The organism is Streptococcus mitis, assembly GCF_946190065.1.
In the GTDB taxonomy this organism is placed as follows: domain Bacteria; phylum Bacillota; class Bacilli; order Lactobacillales; family Streptococcaceae; genus Streptococcus; species Streptococcus mitis_DE.
This window is the reverse complement of the sequence record NZ_CAMHZD010000008.1, coordinates 63,487-84,599: the sequence shown is the minus strand read 5'-3', so window position 1 is coordinate 84,599 and position 21,113 is coordinate 63,487. Positions and strand designations below refer to the sequence as shown.

Below are 21,113 nucleotides of genomic sequence, written 5' to 3'. Positions count from 1 at the left end.
TACCATAGTCCGTACGGGATTCGAACCCGTGTTACCGCCGTGAAAAGGCGGTGTCTTAACCCCTTGACCAACGGACCTGAGTTGTTATTTTCAACTCTTACTATTATACCCACTTTTCATACTTTGTCAACTACTTTTTTAAACTTTTTACAAATTTTCAATTCTTTTCAAGTACATTTTTTCAAATTATAGTAAAAAGAGCCAGAATTTTACTGACTCTTCTATTGATTATTAAACTTAGAAGCACGTTCTTCTCCCCACCAATAGGGGATTAGTTCTGCGACTTTAACTGTTTTTCTTATATTATAGTCCATCATGAATTCTGCATCTTTATTTTCAGCATTAAGTTCTAAAAGGAATTCTCTACAAGCACCGCAAGGCATGGCTGAACTTCCACCATAAGGTGGTTTGTCTCGAAAAGCTAATACTTTCTTAACCTTAGTTTGTCCCGAGAATTGGTACATATTGAAGAGGGCAGCTCGTTCTGCGCAGAGATGGAACACACCACAGGTTCCCTCCATACAGAATCCTGTAAATATTTGTCCATCTTCTGCTTCTACTGCAGCTACAACATGATTGGCATAAACAAAGTCTGATACTTCATGTGGATTGTATAGTTTCTGTGCTTCTTCGTACATCTTTTCCCAGATGTCCATTGTTGCATCCTTCTTATTTAGAGATTTCTTTTAGCATGTTTGCGATATGCTGAATTGATTTTTCACGTCCAAGCAAGAAAATTGTATCTGGCAATTCTGGCCCATGCATTTCACCTGAAACTGCAATACGAATAGGCATGAAAAGATTTTTCCCTTTAATACCTGTTTCTTTTTGGACTGCTTTGATTTGTGGGAAAATATTTTCTGTCACAAATTCATCATCTGACATTGCTTCGAGTTTTGCTTTAAAGGCTTCAAGAACTGTTGGGACTGTTTCCCCCGCCATGACTTCGCGCTCTGCTTCTGTCAATTCTGGGAAATCCGAGAAGAAAAGATCTGTCAATGGAATAATTTCATCTACTGATTTCATTTGTGGTTTATAGAGCTCAACTAGTTTTTCAGCCTTGTCAGTTAAACGGCCTGCTTTCTCTAAGAATGGTTTTGCCATCTCAAAGATAGTTTCTAGGTCTGCATTCTTGATATAATCATTGCTCATCCAGTCGAGTTTCTTCTGATCAAAGGCTGCCGGTGACTTGCTGAGGCGGTTTTCATCGAAAAGTTTAATCAATTCTTCACGAGAGAAAATCTCATCTTCTCCACCTGGGTTCCAACCAAGAAGAGCAATAAAGTTAAAGACTGCTTCTGGTAAATAACCTTTTTTACGGTAGTCTTCGATAAACTGAAGGGTGTTAGTGTCACGTTTAGACAATTTTTTCCCAGTTTCAGAGTTGATAATCAAAGTCATGTGACCAAACTCTGGAGCTTCCCAACCAAGTGCTTCATAAACCATGAGCTGTTTTGGTGTATTAGCAATGTGGTCGTCTCCACGGATTACGTGAGAAATTTGCATATCATGGTCATCGATGACAACGGCAAAGTTGTATGTTGGGTAACCGTCTTTCTTTTGGATAACCCAGTCACCACCGATATTGCCACCTTCAAATTCGATATCGCCTTTGACCATATCATGCCACTTGTAGATACCTGACTCATTGACAGCCAAACGAACAGTTGGGATGATCCCTGCTGCTTCACGTTCTGCGATGTAAGCTGCTTTTTCTTCTTCACTCATACCAAGGTATTCATTGATGTAGCGTGGTGTTTCGCCAGCTGCTTCTTGGCGTTCGCGTTCAGCTGCCAACTCTTCTTCTGTAACGTAAGATTTGTAGGCTTTTCCTTCAGCTAACAGTTGGTCGATGTATTTTTGATACAAGTCCAAACGCTCAGACTGGCGGTAATTTTCATGTGTTTCTGGGCTTTCATCCCAATCCATACCTAACCAGCGAAGGTTTTCAAGTTGTGAACGTTCACCATCCTCGACATGACGTTTACGGTCAGTATCTTCGATACGAATGATAAAAGTTCCACCATGATGACGTGCGTAAAGGTAGTTGAACAATGCTGTACGGGCATTCCCGATGTGTAGTAGTCCTGTTGGACTTGGTGCGTAACGTACGCGGATATCTTTTGACATAGTTTCTCCTATAAAGTCTCTAGGCGTCTGCCTTTTTGCTCTCTATATTATATCACAAGTCTTGGCTGAGTCCAATTTCTATGGATAAAGAGAGTAAAAAGAGTGGACAAACCACTCTTTTCTTCTATTATAGACGTGCGTTAAGTTCTTTGCTTAATTCTTCAAATCCTGGTTTTCCAAGGAGAGCAAACATGTTACGTTTGTAAGCTTCAACACCTGGTTGGTCAAATGGGTTGATAGCATTCAAGTAACCTGAAAGGGCGATAGCCAATTCGAAGAAGTAGATAGTGTAACCAAGAGTGAAAGCATCTTGCTCTGGAAGAGTCACGTACATGTTTGGTACATCACCATCTGTGTGGGCAAGAAGAACACCATCAGTCGCTTTTTTGTTTACAAAGTCAACGTCTTTTCCTTGAAGGTAACCAAGTCCATCAAGGTCTTCTTCCAAGCTAGGGATAATCACGTTTTTACGAGGTTTGCCAACACGGACAACTGTTTCAAACATGATACGAGTTCCTTCTTGGATAAATTGACCAAGTGAGTGCAAGTCAGTTGAGAAGTTGGCTGAAGTTGGATAGATACCTTTTTGGTCTTTTCCTTCTGATTCACCAGCCAATTGTTTCCACCACTCTGAGAAGTACTGAAGTGATGGCTCATAGTTTACCAAGATTTCAGTTGCATAGCCTTTACGGTAAAGGATATTACGAACAGCTGCATATTGGTAAGCTTCGTTTTCAGAGATTTTATCTGAAGTGTAGTCTTTGCGAGCTGCATTCGCACCTTCCATAAGGGCTTTGATGTCAGCTCCTGATGCTGCGATTGGAAGCAAACCAACGGCTGTCAATACTGAGAAGCGTCCACCGATATCATCTGGAACAACAAATGTTTCCCAACCGTTAGCATCTGCTTCAACCTTAACAGCGCCTTTTTGGCGGTCAGTTGTTGCATAGATACGTTTGTTTGCTTCTTCTTGACCGTATTTCTTAACCAAAAGTTCTTTGAAGACACGGAAAGCGATAGCTGGTTCAGTTGTTGTACCTGATTTAGAAATCACGTTTACCGAGAAGTCTTTGTCAGCTACGTACTCTACCAAGTCAGCAAGGTAAGTAGATGAGATTGAGTTTCCTGCGTAAAGGATTTGTGGAGCCTTGCGTTCTTCTTTTGTTTGCAAGTTTGCAAAGTGGTGGTTCAAGAAGTCGATTGCTGCTTTCGCACCAAGGTAAGATCCACCGATACCGATTACAACCAAAACATCGCTGTCTGATTTGATTTGCTCAGCAGCTTTCAAGATGCGGTCAAATTCTTCGCGGTCATAGTTTTCAGGAAGGTCCAACCATCCCAAGAAGTCGCTACCAGCACCAGTTCCTTTACGGATCAATTCATCTGCTGCTGTTACTTGTGATTGCATGTATTCCACTTCATGTGGTGCAACAAATTTGTCTAAAACTTTTGAATAATCAAATTTAATATGTGACATGTTATTCCTCCAATATTTCTTCTTTTCTATCATAACGCTTACCTTCGTTTTTTTCAAGTTTTTTTGTCGAATTTCTCCAATTTTTATCAGAATTCAAACGTTTGCGTAAAAATCCTACATTCCTAAAATTTTGAAAAAATAAAAGAAAGAACGACCAGATGCCCCAGTCGTTACAGTTCATTCAATAAATACTCAAATAGTTCTAAATTACCATCTTCTTCATTAACCAGAAACTCTGGATGCCACTGTAAACCGATAATGCGATGTTCGTCGATAGACTCAATCGCTTCAATGGTCTGGTCTCTTGGATCGATAGCAGTTACACGGAAATTAGGTGCTAAATCTTTAATGCTTTGACGATGGACAGAATTGACCTGACTTTCTTTTCCAAATAACTTAGCTACTACGCTTCCTTCTACTGTCTCAATAGAGTGAGATGTTCCGAAAGGTAGTCCTTGCCAGTGACCTTCAATTTCTTGATTGAGGGTTCCACCAAAGGCAACATTGACAAGTTGAACACCACGACAGATTGCCATAATTGGTTTATTCTGACGAAGCGCTTCCTTCAAGAGTGCCAATTCAAACTCATCGCGCACTAGGTTGTAATCATCACTCTCGATGGTCTTTTTCTCTCCATAAAACTGAGGATGGACATTTTGACCGCCTGTCAAGATAAGTTTGTCAATCATTTCTACATAATCACGTACAACTGACTCATCACCAACAGGAATGACTAAAGGGAGACCACCGACTTGACGAATGCTCTCTGCGAATCTACAAGATACAGATGAATGAATGTTTTTGCCTTCTGCGTCTACGGGACATAGATTTGCAGCAACTCCTACAACCGTTCTAGCCATGATGCCTCTCCTTTCGAATGTTAACGATAGTCCTATCATATCACTCAAAACGCCTTTCGTCTAATATGTTTTTTTTAAGGCTGTGATAAATATTTTTTATGGACAAGAAAAAGCTGTCCACATAGGACAACTTCTTTCTTATTCGAAGACAAATTGATTGTGATAGAGTTCTGAATAGAATCCACCTAGTTTCAAGAGTTCATGGTGGTTACCACGTTCAATCACTTCTCCGTCTTTAAGGACGATAATCTGGTCTGCATTGAGAATGGTTTTCAAGCGGTGGGCAATGACGAAACTAGTTCTTCCTGCTACAACCGCCTCCATGGCATGCTGAATCTTACTTTCTGTCACCGTATCTACGTTTGAAGTTGCTTCATCGAGAATGAGAACTTCTGGATCTGTCATCAGGGTTCGAGCTATAGAAATCAATTGTTTTTGTCCAGTTGAGAAGATACTCTGGTCATCATCTATAAGGGTATCATACTTATCAGGTAAGCTTTCGATATAGTCGTGAATGTGGGTTGCTTTTGCTGCTGCCTCAACCATTTCTTGACTAGCATCTGGCACACCAAAACGGATATTGTCTCGAATCGTTCCGCTAAATAAAACCGAATCTTGCAAGACAATTCCCACCTTACTTCTGAGACTATCCAAGTCATAGTCACGAATGTCTTTGCCATCAAAATAGATCCCACCAGCATCAACATCATAAAAGCGATTGATAAGGTTCATAATGGTGGTTTTTCCTGAACCCGTCGGACCAACAACTGCAGTCATCTGGCCTTTAGGGGCAGAAATGCTGACATCTTTCAAAATAGGTTTATCAGGCAAGTATGAAAAATCAATATGACTGATTTCAACACCTTCTTGCAACTTAGTAAAGATCGGCGCCTTCTCAGGACGAATTTCTTCCTCAGCATCAAACATTTCCTGAATCCGTTCAGCACCTGTAAAGGCTAACTGAAGACTTCCCCAACTAGCCGCAACTTGGATAATAGGCTGGTAGTACTGCTGAGAAAATTGGGCAAACATAACAATCAAACCTAGGGCTGTACTTGTTTCAATAGACTTATCATTCAAAAGTACAGCTGAACCAGCAAAGATGACGATGGCTGTATTAACAAGACTCATCCCATTCATGACAGGGAAAAGAATTCCTGAGAACATTCTTCCTTTAAAGGTTGCCTTGCGCACGCGCTCATTTTGTTCAAGAAATCCTGCCATCATATCCTCTTGAATCCCTTGCACAATCACAGCTTTTTGACCTGAGATACTCTCATCCATATAGGCGTTGAGCTTCCCTACCTCTTTCTGCTGGAGGTTGGTGTATTTGCGTGCCATTTTTACAATAAAAATCAGCATAAGGAAGGCCACTGGTGTGCTAGCGATAGTGATGAGCCCCAGCGTCACATTTCTCGAAAACATGACAAGAATCAGGCCAATGTATAAAACAATATTGCTCATGACCTGAATCAAGCTTTCGTTAAAAGCTTGGAGAATATTATCCAAATCACTGGTAAAACGAGACAGGATATCGCCATCTTGTCGGCGGTCAAAGAAAGAAACCGTCAAGCGAGCAAGCTTACCGAAGAGGCCTTTGCGCATCTCGTTGGTCGACTCTGCAATCACGCGCATCATGAGGCACATGTATATCATACTAGAGATAAATAGAACCAAAACCAGCAGGCCAAGATTGACCATGATTCCTGATAGACTTTGCCAAACAAGTTCTGGATTGCCATCTTGATAAGCTTGAACTAAATTAGCTAGCTGCGTTACTGCTTGTCCAGAAAATACCGGAAAGAGAGCTTGGGCAAGAGTCGCCAGAACAATCATCAGGATAACAACTACAAATGATAGCTTATAGATTTTAAAATAATTCCAAAAAAATTGAACTGTCTTCATTTTACTCCTCCTTTCCTTTCTGTGTTTCGTAGATTTCACGGTAAACAGCATTGTTGGCAACCAAGTCTGCATGCGTGCCTTGACCAATCAATCGTCCTTGATCTAGAACCAAAATCTTGTCTGCATGAACTACCGAGCTAATCTTTTGAGCGATGATAATAGTTGTTGTTCCCTTCAAGTCCTTATTCAAGGCTTCCTGAACCAAACGCTCTGACTTGGCATCCAAGGCTGAGGTCGAATCGTCAAAAATCAGAATACGCGGATTGCTGACAATTCCACGCGCAATCGACATCCTTTGCTTTTGCCCACCTGAGAAGTTGGTTCCCCGTTCCTCAACTGGACTTTCAAAGGTTTTCTCCATACGATGAATGAATTCACTGGCTTGGGCAATATTGGCTGCACGCTCCATTTCAAATAGAGTAGCATCTCCCTTACCCTGTCTCAAGTTATCTGCAATCGTTCCACTAAAGAGAATGGCACGTTGAAGAACGATAGAAACAGTTTTACGCAAGGTTCCTTCACTCACTTCTCGAATATCCTTGCCTCCAATTTTGATGGCCCCTTCCTGCGGATCAAAGAGACGTGGAATCAATTGAGCCAAGGTTGATTTTCCTGCACCAGTCGCTCCAACTACACCAACCATTTGACCAGGTTCGATAGTAAAGGTCACATCTTTCAGAATCGGTTCCTTATCCATTGGATAGGTAAAGGTCACATTTTCAAAGCTAAGACTGCCGACCAACTCTTCATCTGGTACATCCTTGAAGGTCATGGCTGGCTCTGCGTCAAGAATTTCTCGAATACGACGCATAGAAATCATAGCACGACTGACAGAATTTCCCAAAAATCCAACCATAACAATGGTAAAGATAATCTGGCTCAGGTAATTAACAAAGGAAGCAATGGAACCAACAACTGACGGATCAGATTGAACCATCCCTGCAACTAGCCAAATAGAGAGGAAAACCGCCCCATAACCGACCAACATCATGACAGGTTCCACTACTGAAAAGGCGTAACCAATGTAAAGATTTTGACCGAGAAGCTCGTCTGAAACCTCCGTAAACTTAGCAAACTGCTCTTTTTCTTGAACAAAGGACTTGACCACACGAACACCGCGTAGATTTTCCTTGGCAATGGCATTGATGCGCTCAAGAAGGGTTTGAAACTTGGCAAAACGAGGTCCCATCATTCCCATCATGACAGCAGTCAATCCAAAAATTAAGACTACCATGAGAACAATCACCCACCACAGAGAAGGTAAGGTTTGAACCGCCAGGATAAAGGAACCGATGAACAAGAGGGGAAGTCTGAAAAGAATTTGGAAGGTCATCATGACCACGTTCTGAATCTGGTTGATATCATTTGTCATGCGAACGACTAGATTTCCCGCATTAAATTGTTCAATATTGGCATAAGAAAAGGTTTGGATTTTACGGAAGGCATCCTCCCGAAGGTCAGATGAAACTCCTTGGGCAATATAGGCTGCGAGGACAACATTGAGCCCACCAGCAACCAAACCGAGCAGGGCCACACCAATCAACCAAGCCCCGATACTATAAATAGCTTCATAGTTCCCAGCAAGGAGGGCATCTAACACTTCCTGCAGATAACGCGGCTGCAGAAGTGAACTAGCAACCATCAAGCCTGTCATCAGGAGCGAAGCCAAGGCCTGCCACTTGTAGGTTTTTATTTTCTGAATCAGCATACTTTCTCCTTAAAAAATAGACAAAAGGGAGCAACAATGTGTCAGCTCCTTCTCATTCTGTTTGTGTGATGTTATTCTAGCAAAAAAGTGAGAACTTGTCAAAGAAGTCTCCTTGATACAGCTAGAATGACTAGTAATTTTCTCTTTATAGTTTCTGTTTTAACTCGACCAAGACATTCATAGCTTGCATGGGTGTCATATTGTAAACATCCAATTTAGCTAATTCTGCTAGGATAGGATGCTCTTCTGCCGTATCAAAGAGTGAAATCTGTTCAGTGACGGCACTTGTTTGTCTCATGGGAGCAGGACTTTCTGTTCCTTGACTCTCTAGCTGAGTCAAAATCTTATCCGCCCTTGCTAAAAGGTCTGCTGGCAAGCCAGCAATCTTGGCAACATGGATACCGTAGGATTTATCGGCTGGTCCTGGTTCAATCTTGTGAAGGAAGGTGACCTGCCCATCCTGCTCCAAGGTTGCCACGTGGACATTGACCAAGTGTTGTAAACTAGACTCCAGACTAGTCAACTCATGGTAGTGGGTCGCAAAGAGGGTCTTGGCTCCGATATGCTCGTGAATGTATTCGATTATAGACTGAGCAAGAGCCATACCGTCGTAAGTTGCAGTTCCCCGTCCCAATTCATCAAAGAGAATGAGAGAGTCCTTGGTCGCATGCGAAATGGCATTGTTGGCCTCCATCATCTCCACCATGAAGGTTGACTGACCTGAAACCAAGTCATCTGCTGCTCCGATACGGGTAAAGATCGCATCAAAAATCGGCAAATGAGCGCTTTCTGCTGGCACATAAGAACCCAACTGAGCCATAACTGCCGTCATGGCTAACTGACGCATGTAGGTTGACTTCCCACTCATGTTTGGCCCTGTAATCAGTTGAATACTGGTATCTTCTGCCATCTGAATCGTATTTGGAATATAGGTCTGAGCCCCCATAACCTTTTCAACGACAGCATGACGCCCTTTCTGGATATTGATTTGTGAGTCGTTACCGAACTCAGGCCGAATCAAATGCTGGGTTTCAGCTACAACTGCCAAGCTTTGTAAAACATCAACCGTCGCAATTCCTTGGGCTAGAGCCTGCAAACGTTGGATGTACTTGCTGACCTCTTCACGAATGCGCATAAAAATTTCGTACTCTAGGTTAGCTGACTTCTCACGCGCCTCCAGCATATCTCCCTCGATACGGGCTAATTCTTCGGTTCCAAAACGTTCTGAGTTTTTCAGCGTTGCCTTGCGGAAAAAGTGAGCAGGCACATTTCCTAGTTGCGAATTGGTCACATGGAAATAGTAGCCATCCTTTTTATTGTAGTCAATCTTGAGCGTACTAATACCAGAGTTTTCTCGCTCCTTGGCCTCAATCTCAGCAATCCAACCAGTCCCTTCTCTGAGCACACGACGGTACTTGTCTAAAGTCTCATCAAATCCAGTCCGGATAATGCCGCCTTCTGTAATCACATGGGGAGCTTCAGGAGCAATCGCCGCACTAATCAAACTCTCCAACTCAGGGATTCCATCCAGTTGTTCGATGAGATAAGCTAGAGCAGGTTGCTCCATTCCTTCTAAAATTGCACGAATCCGTGGCACGCTGGATAAGGTGGTCGCCAACTGCAAGAGATCCTTGGGATTGGTTTTGCCAAAAGAAACCCGACTAGCCAAGCGCTCAATGTCATAAACACCCTTGAGACTGTCTGTCAAATCACTGCGCTCAAAGAAATGGTCGAGAAAAACCTGCACCACTTCTTGGCGTTGGACGATTCGTTCCTTATCAATCAAGGGGCGATGAATCCAAGAACGCAAGAGACGCATTCCCATAGCTGTTTTGGTTTCATCCAAAAGCCAGAAAAGACTGCCTTGCTTCTTGCCTGAACGGGCATTCTCAACCAAATCCAGACTAGCCTTGGTCGCATAATCCATCTGCAAGAAATCCTTGATTTCATAGCGGATAACAGGCTTGAGGTGGTTCAATTCCCTCATCTGAGTCCGATGAACATACTGAAGCAGTTTACTAGATGCCGCTTGCTCCACAGCTGTCAATCGTGAATCCAGTAAATGAAGGTCTTCAAAGCCTTCTTTTTCATAGGAAAGTACCAGATTCATCTGACGACTAAGGATTTGTTCTTCCTCCTCAGACAAGTCATAACCCAATACCACTTCTCGCGCCTTGAGATTACGGATTTCCCCACAAACTAGCGTGAAATCCAAAAGACCTGTCACATAAAAGTCACCCGTCACCAGATCCATATAAGCTAGACCAAATTGATTGCCATCACGGTCTATAGCAACCAAGAAATTGTTCTGACTGTCCGGCTTAGTGCTATCGACCACTGTCCCTGGTGTAATGACCTGAACAACCTCTCGTTTCACAACCCCAACTGCTTGTTTAGGATCTTCCATCTGCTCTGCGATAGCCACCTTATAACCCTGCTCAATCAAGACATCGATGTACTGTTGGGCAGAATGATAGGGAACACCCGCCATAGGAATCGGATTGTCGGCATTCTTGTTGCGACTCGTTAAGGAAATTTCCAGAATCTGCGCAGCATTGACCGCATCCTCATAAAATAATTCATAAAAATCACCCATCCGAAAGAGCAAAAAAGCATCTGGATATTGCTTTTTAATATCCACATACTGTTGCATGCCGGGTGATAGCTTTTCTGTCGCCATTTTCCGTCTCTCCTTGTCAAAAATAAGTCTTGAGAGCAACTCCCAAGACCTTACTTATCTTTCATCAAATCTAGCAAACGATCTTCCATAAGTTTGGCAACGTGCTGGTCTCGACAAATGACCAATAAGGTATTGGCACCAGCAACTGTTCCTAAAATCCATTCATCCTTGTTTGCATCTACAATATTTGCCAAAACAGAGGCTTCTCCCAATTTGGTATGAAGCACCAAGGTAAACTCTGCTCTTGCAACACCTTCTAAATGATGAGACAAAAATTCCACCAAATCAATCTTTTCTGTCTCATTTGCTAGTACATAATACACCATATCATTTTTCTTGACCTTGGTCAAGCCGATTTCGCGCAAATCACGAGACAAGGTTGTCTGCGTCACAAAGACATTGTGCGCTTCCAACCGATCTTGAATTTCTTTTTGTGTACTTAATTTCTCCTCAGTAATCATTTTTTTTATTAACTGATGACGATCTCTTTTTCTCATAAAATCCTCTTATATGCATATTTATAACTATTTTTATAACTATATTATACCAAAAAAATAGGAGATTTCAAAAATTTTTTCTTCTTTCTTTAAAATTGTGATAAAATAGTAGAAAAGTCCAAAAAGGAGCTCTTGAATGAATACAAAAGAATTGATTGCTAGCGAGTTGGCTAGTATCATTGATAGCCTGGACCAAGAGGCTATTTTAAATTTACTGGAAACCCCTAAAAACTCAGAAATGGGAGACATCGCTTTCCCTGCTTTTTCTCTTGCAAAAGTCGAACGTAAAGCACCTCAAATGATTGCGACTGAACTGGCTAAAAAAATTAACAGCCAAGCCTTTGAAAAGGTTGTCGCAACAGGACCTTACGTCAACTTTTTCCTTGATAAATCTGCCATTTCTGCTCAAGTATTGCAAGCAGTTATCACTGAAAAAGAACACTATGCTGACCAAACTATTGGCAAACAAGAAAATGTTGTGATCGACATGTCTAGTCCCAATATCGCTAAACCATTTTCTATTGGTCACCTGCGCTCAACTGTTATCGGAGATAGCTTGTCACATATCTTCCAAAAAATCGGTTATCAAACAGTCAAGGTCAATCATTTAGGAGACTGGGGTAAGCAGTTTGGGATGCTGATTGTTGCCTACAAAAAATGGGGTGACGAAGAAGCTGTAAAAGCTCATCCAATTGATGAACTTCTTAAACTCTACGTCCGCATCAACGCTGAAGCTGAAAACGACCCTAGCTTGGATGAAGAAGCGCGCGAATGGTTCCGTAAACTTGAAAATGGAGATGAGGAAGCTCTTGCTCTTTGGCAATGGTTCCGTGATGAAAGTTTGGTGGAATTCAACCGCCTTTACAATGAATTAAAGGTTGAATTTGACAGCTATAACGGAGAAGCCTTCTACAACGATAAGATGGATGCAGTTGTAGACATTCTTTCTGAAAAAGGACTTCTTGTTGAATCAGAAGGTGCCCAAGTTGTGAATCTTGAGAAATATGGAATTGAACATCCAGCCCTTATCAAGAAATCTGATGGTGCAACTCTCTATATCACACGTGACTTGGCTGCAGCCCTTTACCGTAAAAATGAATACCAATTTGCCAAATCTATCTACGTCGTTGGTCAAGAGCAATCTGCCCACTTTAAACAGCTCAAAGCTGTCTTGAAAGAGATGGGCTACGACTGGAGTGACGACATTACTCACGTTCCTTTTGGTTTGGTTACAAAAGAAGGCAAGAAACTCTCTACTCGTAAAGGGAATGTCATCTTGCTAGAGCCTACTGTTGCTGAGGCTGTTAGTCGTGCCAAAGCCCAAATTGAAGCAAAAAATCCTGAACTTGAAAATAAAGATCAGGTAGCCCATGCTGTTGGGGTTGGAGCCATTAAATTCTATGACCTCAAAACCGACCGTACAAATGGATACGACTTCGACCTAGAAGCTATGGTATCCTTCGAGGGTGAAACTGGACCTTACGTTCAATATGCCTATGCTCGTATTCAATCTATCTTACGCAAAGCAGACTTTAAACCAGAAACTGCTGGCAACTATAGCTTGAATGATGCAGAAAGCTGGGAAATCATCAAACTCATCCAAGACTTCCCACGTATTATCAACCGTGCGGCGGATAACTTTGAACCTTCTATCATTGCAAAATTTGCAATTAGCCTGGCTCAAGCCTTCAACAAATATTATGCACATACACGTATCTTGGATGAAAGTCCAGAACGCGACAGCCGTCTAGCACTCAGCTACGCAACCGCAGTCGTTCTCAAAGAAGCCCTTCGCTTGCTTGGAGTAGAAGCGCCAGAGAAGATGTAAATCGTTACAAGAGACTGGAACTAAAGTTCCTAGTCTCTTGACGGCAATCGCTATATGGCGAATTGCCTAAACGCTTCACTAATTCACCCAACCAAATAATATCGATTTGGTTGGGGTCATGTCGTAATCTTTTAATCACTTTATTGTAAAGCAATCTAAGTAACTAACGCCAAATCCTATTCGGACTTTGGCTAGGCGCTTCACTAGTCATGGCCCCTAAATATAATCGATTTAGAAGCCATGACGTCGTAATCTTAAAGTTATTGGAACTAAAGTTCCTAATTGTTAGACGCTAGCCGCTTATATGCGGACTAGCTAACTGCTTCACTAGTATTGTAATAGAAATAATATCGATTTCTATTACAATACGTCGTAACTATGTGGCGCATTGCCTAAACGATTTACTAATTCACCTAACCAAATAATATCGATTTGGTTAAGAGACTTATCAAGTTTTGCTGGCTTGTTCTGCTATTTTAGGTCCACTAAATCGATTTACTCACTACTACTTCTTTATCATACAGGGAGATTTCCTATGAGCCAATATGCTTATATCCTCGTTGTAATTAGCTTGGTGTTCCTTTTTCTGCTCAACAAGTACGAGAAAGAACGGCTTCAAAGACTCTACCAAGAACAACTTTTGAAGGATGAAACATTTAGGACTGACATCAAAGAAAAAATTCACACGACTGAAAATATCAATGATGTCATTGCTTACATCAATAAAACTTATCATCTGGGAATGTTGCTATCAAAAGACATTACAGATCAATTGAAATAAACCGAGTTATTCTTTAAGGAATATAAAAACCGAGACTAAGAGTTTAATACTTAGCCTCGGTTTTTATATATTTTTCAAGTAACAAAGCAACCACTCCCCAGCAATGCAAGTGCAAAATCCTCTAGAATATGATAGAATAATGAAAAGGACTCTATTAAGGAGGAAATCATGGAAAAACAAACCATCGCCGTCTTGGGGCCTGGTTCTTGGGGAACTGCTCTTTCACAAGTCTTAAATGACAATGGACACGAGGTACGTATTTGGGGAAACATTCCCGAGCAAATCAATGAAATTAATACCTATCATACTAACAAACACTACTTTAAAGATGTCGTTCTAGATGAAAATATCATTGCCTACACCGACTTATCAGAGGCACTGAAAGATGTAGATGCGATTTTGTTTGTTGTCCCAACAAAAGTGACACGACTTGTTGCCCAACAAGTTGCAAAAACCTTAGACCATAAGGCTATCATCATGCACGCATCAAAGGGATTAGAGACTGATAGCCATAAACGATTATCAACCATCCTTGAAGAAGAAATTCCTGAACATCTCCGCAGTGATATTGTCGTTGTTTCAGGACCTAGTCATGCGGAAGAAACCATTGTACGTGACCTGACTTTAATCACTGCCGCTTCTAAAGATTTACACACAGCTCAATACGTTCAAGAACTCTTTAGTAATCACTACTTCCGACTTTATACCAATACGGATGTTATCGGGGTCGAAACCGCTGGTGCTCTCAAAAATATTATTGCTGTCGGTGCTGGAGCTTTACATGGTCTAGGATTTGGTGACAATGCCAAGGCAGCCATTATCGCTCGAGGTTTGGCAGAAATTACTCGTCTAGGGGTAGCACTCGGAGCCAATCCATTGACCTATAGCGGCTTATCTGGTGTGGGAGATTTGATTGTAACGGGAACTTCCATCCACTCTCGTAACTGGAGAGCTGGAGATGCTCTTGGTCGTGGAGAATCTTTAGCTGATATCGAAGCCAATATGGGCATGGTGATTGAAGGAATCTCAACGACTCGAGCAGCCTATGAACTAGCGCAAGAACTTGGAGTCTATATGCCAATTACACAGGCCATTTACCAAGTTATCTACCACGGAACCAATATCAAAGATGCCATTTATGACATCATGAACAATGAATTTAAAGCAGAAAATGAGTGGTCTTAACCCTCTAAAGAAAGGATACTTATGACATCAAAAGTTAGAAAGGCAGTCATCCCTGCCGCTGGGCTTGGAACTCGATTTTTACCAGCAACAAAGGCCCTTGCCAAAGAAATGTTACCAATTGTAGATAAACCAACTATCCAGTTTATCGTAGAAGAAGCTCTTAAATCAGGTATTGAAGATATTCTGGTTGTTACTGGTAAATCAAAACGTTCTATTGAAGACCACTTTGACTCAAACTTTGAGCTTGAGTACAACCTCAAAGAAAAAGGCAAACATGACTTGCTAAAATTGGTAGACGAAACAACTGGCATTCGCCTTCACTTTATCCGTCAAAGCCATCCTCGTGGTCTTGGTGATGCTGTCTTACAAGCAAAAGCTTTTGTGGGGAATGAGCCCTTCGTTGTCATGCTTGGTGACGACCTAATGGATATCACAGATGACCACGCTGTACCTTTGACAAAACAATTAATGAACGATTACGAGACAACCCACGCATCAACAATTGCTGTTATGCCTGTTCCTCATGAAGACGTTTCAGCATATGGAGTTATCGCTCCTCAAGGTGAAGGAATTAATGGTCTCTATAGCGTCGAAACTTTCGTAGAAAAACCAGCTCCAGAAGATGCTCCAAGTGATTTGGCAATCATCGGCCGCTATCTGCTCACACCAGAAATTTTTGAGATCCTCGAAAATCAAGCTCCCGGTGCTGGAAATGAAATCCAGCTTACCGACGCTATTGATACACTTAATAAAACACAACGTGTTTTCGCCCGTGAATTTACAGGAGCTCGTTACGACGTTGGCGATAAGTTTGGCTTTATGAAAACATCTATTGACTACGCCCTCAAGCACCCACAAGTCAAAGATGACTTGAAAGATTACATCATCCAACTTGGAAAAGAATTGGCTGAGAAGGAATAGAATTAGTTTCCAGATAATAAATTAAGTCTCCAGCAAGTTGACTCTGGAGACTTAATTATTTTACAAATTTACATACAATTTAAAAATTTATGTGATATGTCTCTAAATCTACCAACTCAACCTCAGTCCTTAATGACGGATTACAGATTTTCAATCAAAAATCGATTTGAAGTTTTAATGATATTTGCTATTTTGGGGACTTTTAAATCATCTGTATACAGAAAATGTTTTTCCTTTTCCTTATTTTTAGCTAGAAATTCACTTCTTGCTTGTATTGATAAGTTGCCCACTCTTTCAGTTTCTTTTCGAGAACCATCCCTATCTTTCAAGATTTTTTCTTCGGCCATTAAGACACAATATTTTAGGGCAACTTGTTTTTCTTTTAAGAAGGTTGCAATTTTCTTTAGTTGCTCTTCAAAAATGACATATTCTATCACAACGGTAATACCTCGGTCGATGAAATTATTGATCAGACTGATGATATTATCCCAAAATAAATCCATGTAATAACCATCATCTTCCCAAGGAGCCACGAGTCCTCCTTTAATCATTAAATAAATCATGTCGCCTTCAATTACTGCACTTTTCTTAAAAGAATAGGCCAACTCCTTACTGACTGTGCTTTTCCCAACACCAGGAGGACCTGAAATGATGTAAACACAATTTTCCATTCGACTACCTCGTCCATTCTTTTATTATTGACTATTATAGCATTTTTTAGTCTATTAAAGATCAGACAAATTCATCAAATCATAAGATACAAGAAACTCGCTATCCTTCCAATTTTGCAACAAAAAAGCCATCTTTGTAGATGACTTATTGGCAACTGAATCCATGCGCATTTAACTATTCATTCCCTACACATAGCCCATTCCCTTGTAGAGAAGTAAGACTGCGAGTCCTACAAATAACACTAACGCTACCAGTCTCTGACTAGCGCTATACATCCGTCTTTCTCCTCGAACTGGAAAGATGACTGCTAGAAATGCTCCACCGACTGCACCTCCGATATGGCCTGCTAGGCTGATTCCTGGAATCAGAACACTTCCAATAATGTTAACCACAAAAAGTGTCAGATAGGATTGCCCCAACTGCTGGATATAAGGATTACGAGTTGCATAGCGAAGAACAATAATCGCGGCAAATAGCCCATAAAGAGAGGTAGAGGCTCCTGCAGCTAAGGATTTTGGACTAAATACAAAAACAAAGAGATTGCCCATCATTCCAGATAAGAGATAGAGAAAGAAAAACTTCTTGGATCCGAAAATCTCCTCTACTTGCCTACCAAGATAATATAGCGAAAGCATATTGACAATGAAATGTTCCCACCCAATATGAACAAAAATGGCAGAGAAGAGACGCCAAACCTGCTCAGGAAAGAGGCGAATAGCCGGCCCATACATGGCTCCAAATCGAAATAATGTATCCGCCCTGTCAAAGTCTCCACCTGTAGTCACCAGAATTAATAGAAACACCAAGGCCGTCACTAAAAGGAAGAAACTCGTCACAGGGTAACGTCTATCAAAGATTTCCTTCATCAATCAGAACCTCCTGAACAGGAATGTCATGGTTTTCAGGGATAAAGTCCTGAACTTGATAATGATAAACTGTACTCAAAGTATGGCCAGTAAAATGTTCCAAATAGCGGTCATAATAACCTCCACCGTAGCCAATCCGATAGCCCTTGGTCGTAAAAGCCAGACCAGGAACATGAATCAAATCAATTTTTGAAACATCCACAACTTCCAAATTTCCCTGTTGCTCCAGTAATCCAAAGGAAGTTTTTACCAACTGTTGCGGATCATAGACTACAAAGTCCATGCGCCCTTTGGGATAAGTTTTAGGTATCAAAACCTTCTTGCCGTCCTTAAGCGCCTGCTCAATCAGTTCCTGCGTTTGAAACTCATGAGGAAAAGAGAGATAAGTTGCGATGACTTTAGCTTCTTGGTAAAAGGGATGGTGTAAAAGTCGCTCGGTTAAAGCTTGGTCTATAGCCTGTTTTTGTTCTTGAGATACAGCTTTCATTTCTTGCAAGACTTGCTTGCGTAATTCTGCTTTCATAGACAATTCCTCTACTCTGCTGCCTTCTTTTTCAGAAAACTAGAAACCGCATCTACCCCAATGGCTAAGGCTTCTTCCTTGGGACTCATCTGAGGGTGATGAAGGGCGTAGGGACTATCGATACCTAGCCAAAACATCACGCCATCAACCTTTGAAAGGAGATAACCAAAGTCCTCACCTGTCATAGCAGGTTCGATATCAATCAACTCAATTTCGTCTTTTTCTTCAAAGAAGTCCATCAGTTCATGCGCCAAGTCTGGATTATTCTCAACAGGCAGGTAGCCTCCTTGCTTGAGTTCCACTTCGACTTCCATATCAAAGGCAGCTGCAACTCCTTCTGCAACTGTTTTGACCCGCTTTTGCACCAAGAGACTCATGTCCTGTGTCAAGGCCCGAATAGTTCCATGTAAAAAGGCTGTGTCTGTGATGACATTGTTGGTTGTTCCGGCTTGGAAAAGACCAAAGGTCACCACTGCTCCCTCGATTGGGTTGACATTGCGGCTGACAACTGACTGCACCTGGGTCACAAAGTAACTAGCCGCCACCAAGGCGTCATTAGCTTCATGTGGAAAGGCTGCGTGTCCCCCTTTGCCTTTGAAACGGATCTTCACCTCGCAAGTACCTGCAAAGAGTGTATGAGTATTGGTCGCAATCTGGCCAACTTTTAAATCTGGACGTACATGGAGGCCATAAAATTGATCTGGTAACCAATCTCCAAAAGCGCCATCCTCATACATGAGCATACCACCAGCTTCATTTTCTTCAGCAGGTTGAAACAGAAAGAGCAGATTGTTCTTTGGTTGCTCCTCAAGGGCTCGCTCAAGACAGCCCAAGGCAATAGTCATGTGGAAATCATGTCCACAGGCGTGCATGCGACCTTGGTGCTGAGAAGCAAAAGGAAGGCCTGTTTGTTCAACGATAGGCAGACCATCAATATCTGTCCGCCAACCAATGGTCCGCTCCGGCTGACTTCCCTGCAAATAGACCAAAATCCCTGTCCGCCAAGTTCGAACTTGAGCAAAATCCTTACTCGCAGTCAATTTTTCAATCACATCCAGCAGGTAAGCCTGAGTCTTGAACTCCTCCAAGCCAATCTCTGGAATCTGGTGCAAATCTCGTCTAGTCTGAATCAAATCTAACATCTATCTATCCTCCGATATAGCAGAAAGAGGCTGGAAGAAGGGTTCCGCCTCTTTATTACTTTTACCATTACAAGGTACGAAGCGCATCCTCTAGCGCTGTTTTTTGTTGGGTTTGGGCATCAATCTCTTTGATGATACGAGCTGGAACACCTGCTACCACCACGTTTTCTGGGACATCTTGAGTAACGATAGCTCCTGCAGCGACAACTGAACCACTACCGATTTGGACCCCTTCGATAACCACTGCATTGGCACCAATTAGAACATTGTCTCCAACACGGACTGGTTCTGCGCTAGCTGGCTCAATCACACCTGCCAAAACGGCACCTGCACCAACGTGACTGTTTTTCCCAACGATAGCACGGCCACCAAGGATAGCACCCATATCAATCATGGTCCCTGCACCGATTTCAGCACCGATATTGATGACTGCTCCCATCATGATAACAGCATTGTCACCAATTTCAACTTGGTCACGGATAATAGCACCTGGCTCGATACGAGCGTTGATAGCACGTTTGTCTAGCAAGGGAACTGCAGAATTACGAGCATCTTGCTCAACAACATAGTCTTGATTTTCTACCAAACCATCGAGAAGCGGAGCCACATCTTTCCAGTCTCCAAATAGGACATTCCCTAGTTTGACAACAGAGCTAGGTACAGCAGTTGCGAGTTGTCCCTCAAAGGTTACTTTCACACTGGTTTTCTTTTCAGCATTGGCGATAAATTGGATAATTTCTTGAGCGTTCATTTTTGTAGCAGTCATAGGCGCCTCCTAGTTCATTATAATGATACCTATTCTACCAAAAAAGGCCTCAAATTTGAAGCCTTTTTGTTTGTTTTTAGGTATGATTTTTAGGGATGTGAGATAAAACGTGCTGTCGGTAAAAGCAAGCCCCTACCGATACAACCTAAAAACACTCTTCACAACTATCTCCCCGTGTTTTATTGACTATTCTAGTATAGCACACTTTTAGAATTAAGAAAAGACTTTTTATTTACTTTCTTTCGCTTCTTCTACCGATAGGAAAATCATAGGCAAAATAATCAAGGCCATAGCTAGAAGGAGGGACCAATCCACTACCAAGCCTAAAAATAAAACGCTCAAAAGGGCAGACGACAGGGGTTCACTGGCACTGATAACGGAAACCACCAAAGGAGAAACCAAGGACACTGCCTTCATGGAAATGAAAAAGGCAAAAGCCGTTCCAAAGAAAGCGATAATAAGGCAAATCAAGATACTCCAAATATCCAGAGTAAAGGAAAGCTGGTAAACCGGCGAGAGGACATTGCTAAATAAACCTGCCAAAATCATCCCCCACCCAACGGTGGGAACAAAACCATAACGCTTAGCAAAAGGTTGAGGTAGGATAACATTAAACATAACACCCATAGCGCTCAGCAGACCTGTTATAAGTGCCAGTGGCGTCATGGATAACTGAGATAGATCTCCCTTTGTCGCCATCAGGCAAACACCCAACATGGCAATCAAAACATAGAAAATAGCGCTTTTTGACGCTCGTTTTTGATAAACCAAGCGATTGTAAAAGAGGATAAAGACAGGGCTAATAAACTGTAAAATAGTTGCTGTCGCTGCATTAGAATATTCTACGCAGAGGTAGAAAAAATACTGAACTGAAAAAATCCCCAAAATAGCATAGGCTAAAAAGGGTAGGTAATTTTTCTTATCTCGCCAAATATCTAGCACTTGCGATTTTAATTGCACTGCAGACCAAATGAGCACAAGACTCCCTGCCAGTGTCAAACGCATAGAGGTAATCCAGCCAGAGGACACTTGATAATGAGTAAAGAAATATTCTCCTAAAATTCCACAGATTCCCCAGATTAAGCCGGATAGGAGCGAATAAATAGTTCCTTTAACAATCTTTTTCTGATACTGATTCATACCTTTATTGTAACACGAAAGGAAAAAAGAAA

Annotated in this window: 18 protein-coding genes and 1 tRNA gene; 4 read left to right on the top strand and 15 right to left on the bottom strand. The window is 41.8% G+C overall.

The window, feature by feature from the left end; all coding sequences use genetic code 11:
• Positions 1–5: 5 nt before the first annotated feature.
• The 9 genes from OCF96_RS05335 to argR all read right to left on the bottom strand — a co-directional run bounded on the left by OCF96_RS05335 (position 6) and on the right by argR (position 11,257).
• Positions 6–77, bottom strand: a tRNA-Glu gene (locus OCF96_RS05335).
• 144 nt (positions 78–221) lie between these two features.
• Positions 222–656 (bottom strand): cytidine deaminase family protein, encoded by a 435-nt coding sequence (locus OCF96_RS05330; protein ID WP_020902476.1) that lies wholly within the window; start codon positions 654–656, stop codon positions 222–224.
• Between the two features lie 13 nt (positions 657–669).
• On the bottom strand, positions 670–2,130 hold the full coding sequence (gene gltX / locus OCF96_RS05325; protein ID WP_261446623.1) for a glutamate--tRNA ligase: 1,461 nt from the start codon (positions 2,128–2,130) through the stop codon (positions 670–672).
• Positions 2,131–2,257: 127 nt separating this feature from the next.
• Positions 2,258–3,607 carry a glucose-6-phosphate isomerase gene (locus OCF96_RS05320; RefSeq protein WP_261446622.1) on the bottom strand — a complete coding sequence of 450 codons (1,350 nt, stop codon included), beginning with the start codon at positions 3,605–3,607 and terminating at the stop codon, positions 2,258–2,260.
• A gap of 170 nt (positions 3,608–3,777) precedes the next feature.
• Positions 3,778–4,467, bottom strand: a complete 690-nt coding sequence (locus OCF96_RS05315; RefSeq protein ID WP_000124770.1) for a gamma-glutamyl-gamma-aminobutyrate hydrolase family protein — start codon at positions 4,465–4,467, stop codon at positions 3,778–3,780.
• A gap of 138 nt (positions 4,468–4,605) precedes the next feature.
• A complete protein-coding gene (patB, locus tag OCF96_RS05310; RefSeq protein WP_261446621.1) occupies positions 4,606–6,372 on the bottom strand; it encodes a multidrug efflux ABC transporter subunit PatB in 1,767 nt (588 codons plus the stop codon).
• A 1-nt stretch (position 6,373) separates the two neighbouring features.
• The gene (gene patA, locus OCF96_RS05305; RefSeq protein ID WP_261446620.1) at positions 6,374–8,080 is read right to left on the bottom strand and encodes a multidrug efflux ABC transporter subunit PatA; all 1,707 of its coding nucleotides are present in this window, start codon (positions 8,078–8,080) and stop codon (positions 6,374–6,376) included.
• 145 nt (positions 8,081–8,225) lie between these two features.
• On the bottom strand, positions 8,226–10,760 hold the full coding sequence (gene mutS / locus OCF96_RS05300; RefSeq protein ID WP_261446619.1) for a DNA mismatch repair protein MutS: 2,535 nt from the start codon (positions 10,758–10,760) through the stop codon (positions 8,226–8,228).
• A 50-nt stretch (positions 10,761–10,810) separates the two neighbouring features.
• Positions 10,811–11,257 carry an arginine repressor gene (argR, locus tag OCF96_RS05295; RefSeq protein WP_001231476.1) on the bottom strand — a complete coding sequence of 149 codons (447 nt, stop codon included), beginning with the start codon at positions 11,255–11,257 and terminating at the stop codon, positions 10,811–10,813.
• A 136-nt stretch (positions 11,258–11,393) separates the two neighbouring features.
• Here argR and argS point away from each other — a divergent pair, with 136 nt between their 5' ends.
• From argS to galU, 4 genes are all read left to right on the top strand, one after another.
• Positions 11,394–13,085 carry an arginine--tRNA ligase gene (gene argS, locus OCF96_RS05290; protein ID WP_261446618.1) on the top strand — a complete coding sequence of 564 codons (1,692 nt, stop codon included), beginning with the start codon at positions 11,394–11,396 and terminating at the stop codon, positions 13,083–13,085.
• 535 nt (positions 13,086–13,620) lie between these two features.
• The gene (locus tag OCF96_RS05285) at positions 13,621–13,866 is read left to right on the top strand and encodes a hypothetical protein (RefSeq protein ID WP_049532292.1); all 246 of its coding nucleotides are present in this window, start codon (positions 13,621–13,623) and stop codon (positions 13,864–13,866) included.
• A 168-nt stretch (positions 13,867–14,034) separates the two neighbouring features.
• Positions 14,035–15,051: an NAD(P)H-dependent glycerol-3-phosphate dehydrogenase gene (locus OCF96_RS05280; protein ID WP_261446617.1), complete on the top strand. Its 1,017-nt coding sequence runs from the start codon at positions 14,035–14,037 to the stop codon at positions 15,049–15,051.
• Between the two features lie 21 nt (positions 15,052–15,072).
• The gene (gene galU, locus OCF96_RS05275; RefSeq protein WP_261031739.1) at positions 15,073–15,972 is read left to right on the top strand and encodes a UTP--glucose-1-phosphate uridylyltransferase GalU; all 900 of its coding nucleotides are present in this window, start codon (positions 15,073–15,075) and stop codon (positions 15,970–15,972) included.
• A 140-nt stretch (positions 15,973–16,112) separates the two neighbouring features.
• Here the strand turns inward: galU and OCF96_RS05270 are convergent, their stop codons facing one another.
• The 6 genes from OCF96_RS05270 to OCF96_RS05245 form a co-directional block, all read right to left on the bottom strand.
• Positions 16,113–16,643 carry an AAA family ATPase gene (locus tag OCF96_RS05270; RefSeq protein WP_261446616.1) on the bottom strand — a complete coding sequence of 177 codons (531 nt, stop codon included), beginning with the start codon at positions 16,641–16,643 and terminating at the stop codon, positions 16,113–16,115.
• Between the two features lie 186 nt (positions 16,644–16,829).
• Complete coding sequence (locus OCF96_RS05265) at positions 16,830–17,510, bottom strand: rhomboid family intramembrane serine protease (RefSeq protein WP_261102584.1); 681 nt, start codon at positions 17,508–17,510, stop codon at positions 16,830–16,832.
• The gene (locus tag OCF96_RS05260; RefSeq protein WP_261102585.1) at positions 17,494–18,033 is read right to left on the bottom strand and encodes a 5-formyltetrahydrofolate cyclo-ligase; all 540 of its coding nucleotides are present in this window, start codon (positions 18,031–18,033) and stop codon (positions 17,494–17,496) included. Before OCF96_RS05260 ends, OCF96_RS05265 begins: the two co-directional genes overlap by 17 nt.
• Before the next feature lie 11 nt (positions 18,034–18,044).
• Positions 18,045–19,175, bottom strand: a complete 1,131-nt coding sequence (locus tag OCF96_RS05255) for an N-acetyldiaminopimelate deacetylase (protein WP_261446615.1) — start codon at positions 19,173–19,175, stop codon at positions 18,045–18,047.
• A 67-nt stretch (positions 19,176–19,242) separates the two neighbouring features.
• Positions 19,243–19,941, bottom strand: a complete 699-nt coding sequence (gene dapD, locus OCF96_RS05250; RefSeq protein WP_000127460.1) for a 2,3,4,5-tetrahydropyridine-2,6-dicarboxylate N-acetyltransferase — start codon at positions 19,939–19,941, stop codon at positions 19,243–19,245.
• A 228-nt stretch (positions 19,942–20,169) separates the two neighbouring features.
• Positions 20,170–21,081, bottom strand: coding sequence for a DMT family transporter (locus OCF96_RS05245; protein ID WP_261446614.1), 912 nt, complete (start codon positions 21,079–21,081; stop codon positions 20,170–20,172).
• Between the last annotated feature and the right edge of the window lie 32 nt (positions 21,082–21,113).

Bases quoted from the DNA above. Each gene is read 5' to 3' on its own strand.
- OCF96_RS05330 (WP_020902476.1), bottom strand. From the start codon at position 656: ATGGACATCTGGGAAAAGATGTACGAAGAAGCACAGAAACTATACAAT.
- gltX (WP_261446623.1), bottom strand. From the start codon at position 2,130: ATGTCAAAAGATATCCGCGTACGTTACGCACCAAGTCCAACAGGACTA.
- OCF96_RS05320 (WP_261446622.1), bottom strand. From the start codon at position 3,607: ATGTCACATATTAAATTTGATTATTCAAAAGTTTTAGACAAATTTGTT.
- OCF96_RS05315 (WP_000124770.1), bottom strand. From the start codon at position 4,467: ATGGCTAGAACGGTTGTAGGAGTTGCTGCAAATCTATGTCCCGTAGAC.
- patB (WP_261446621.1), bottom strand. From the start codon at position 6,372: ATGAAGACAGTTCAATTTTTTTGGAATTATTTTAAAATCTATAAGCTA.
- patA (WP_261446620.1), bottom strand. From the start codon at position 8,080: ATGCTGATTCAGAAAATAAAAACCTACAAGTGGCAGGCCTTGGCTTCG.
- mutS (WP_261446619.1), bottom strand. From the start codon at position 10,760: ATGGCGACAGAAAAGCTATCACCCGGCATGCAACAGTATGTGGATATT.
- argR (WP_001231476.1), bottom strand. From the start codon at position 11,257: ATGAGAAAAAGAGATCGTCATCAGTTAATAAAAAAAATGATTACTGAG.
- argS (WP_261446618.1), top strand. From the start codon at position 11,394: ATGAATACAAAAGAATTGATTGCTAGCGAGTTGGCTAGTATCATTGAT.
- OCF96_RS05285 (WP_049532292.1), top strand. From the start codon at position 13,621: ATGAGCCAATATGCTTATATCCTCGTTGTAATTAGCTTGGTGTTCCTT.
- OCF96_RS05280 (WP_261446617.1), top strand. From the start codon at position 14,035: ATGGAAAAACAAACCATCGCCGTCTTGGGGCCTGGTTCTTGGGGAACT.
- galU (WP_261031739.1), top strand. From the start codon at position 15,073: ATGACATCAAAAGTTAGAAAGGCAGTCATCCCTGCCGCTGGGCTTGGA.
- OCF96_RS05270 (WP_261446616.1), bottom strand. From the start codon at position 16,643: ATGGAAAATTGTGTTTACATCATTTCAGGTCCTCCTGGTGTTGGGAAA.
- OCF96_RS05265 (WP_261102584.1), bottom strand. From the start codon at position 17,510: ATGAAGGAAATCTTTGATAGACGTTACCCTGTGACGAGTTTCTTCCTT.
- OCF96_RS05260 (WP_261102585.1), bottom strand. From the start codon at position 18,033: ATGAAAGCAGAATTACGCAAGCAAGTCTTGCAAGAAATGAAAGCTGTA.
- OCF96_RS05255 (WP_261446615.1), bottom strand. From the start codon at position 19,175: ATGTTAGATTTGATTCAGACTAGACGAGATTTGCACCAGATTCCAGAG.
- dapD (WP_000127460.1), bottom strand. From the start codon at position 19,941: ATGACTGCTACAAAAATGAACGCTCAAGAAATTATCCAATTTATCGCC.
- OCF96_RS05245 (WP_261446614.1), bottom strand. From the start codon at position 21,081: ATGAATCAGTATCAGAAAAAGATTGTTAAAGGAACTATTTATTCGCTC.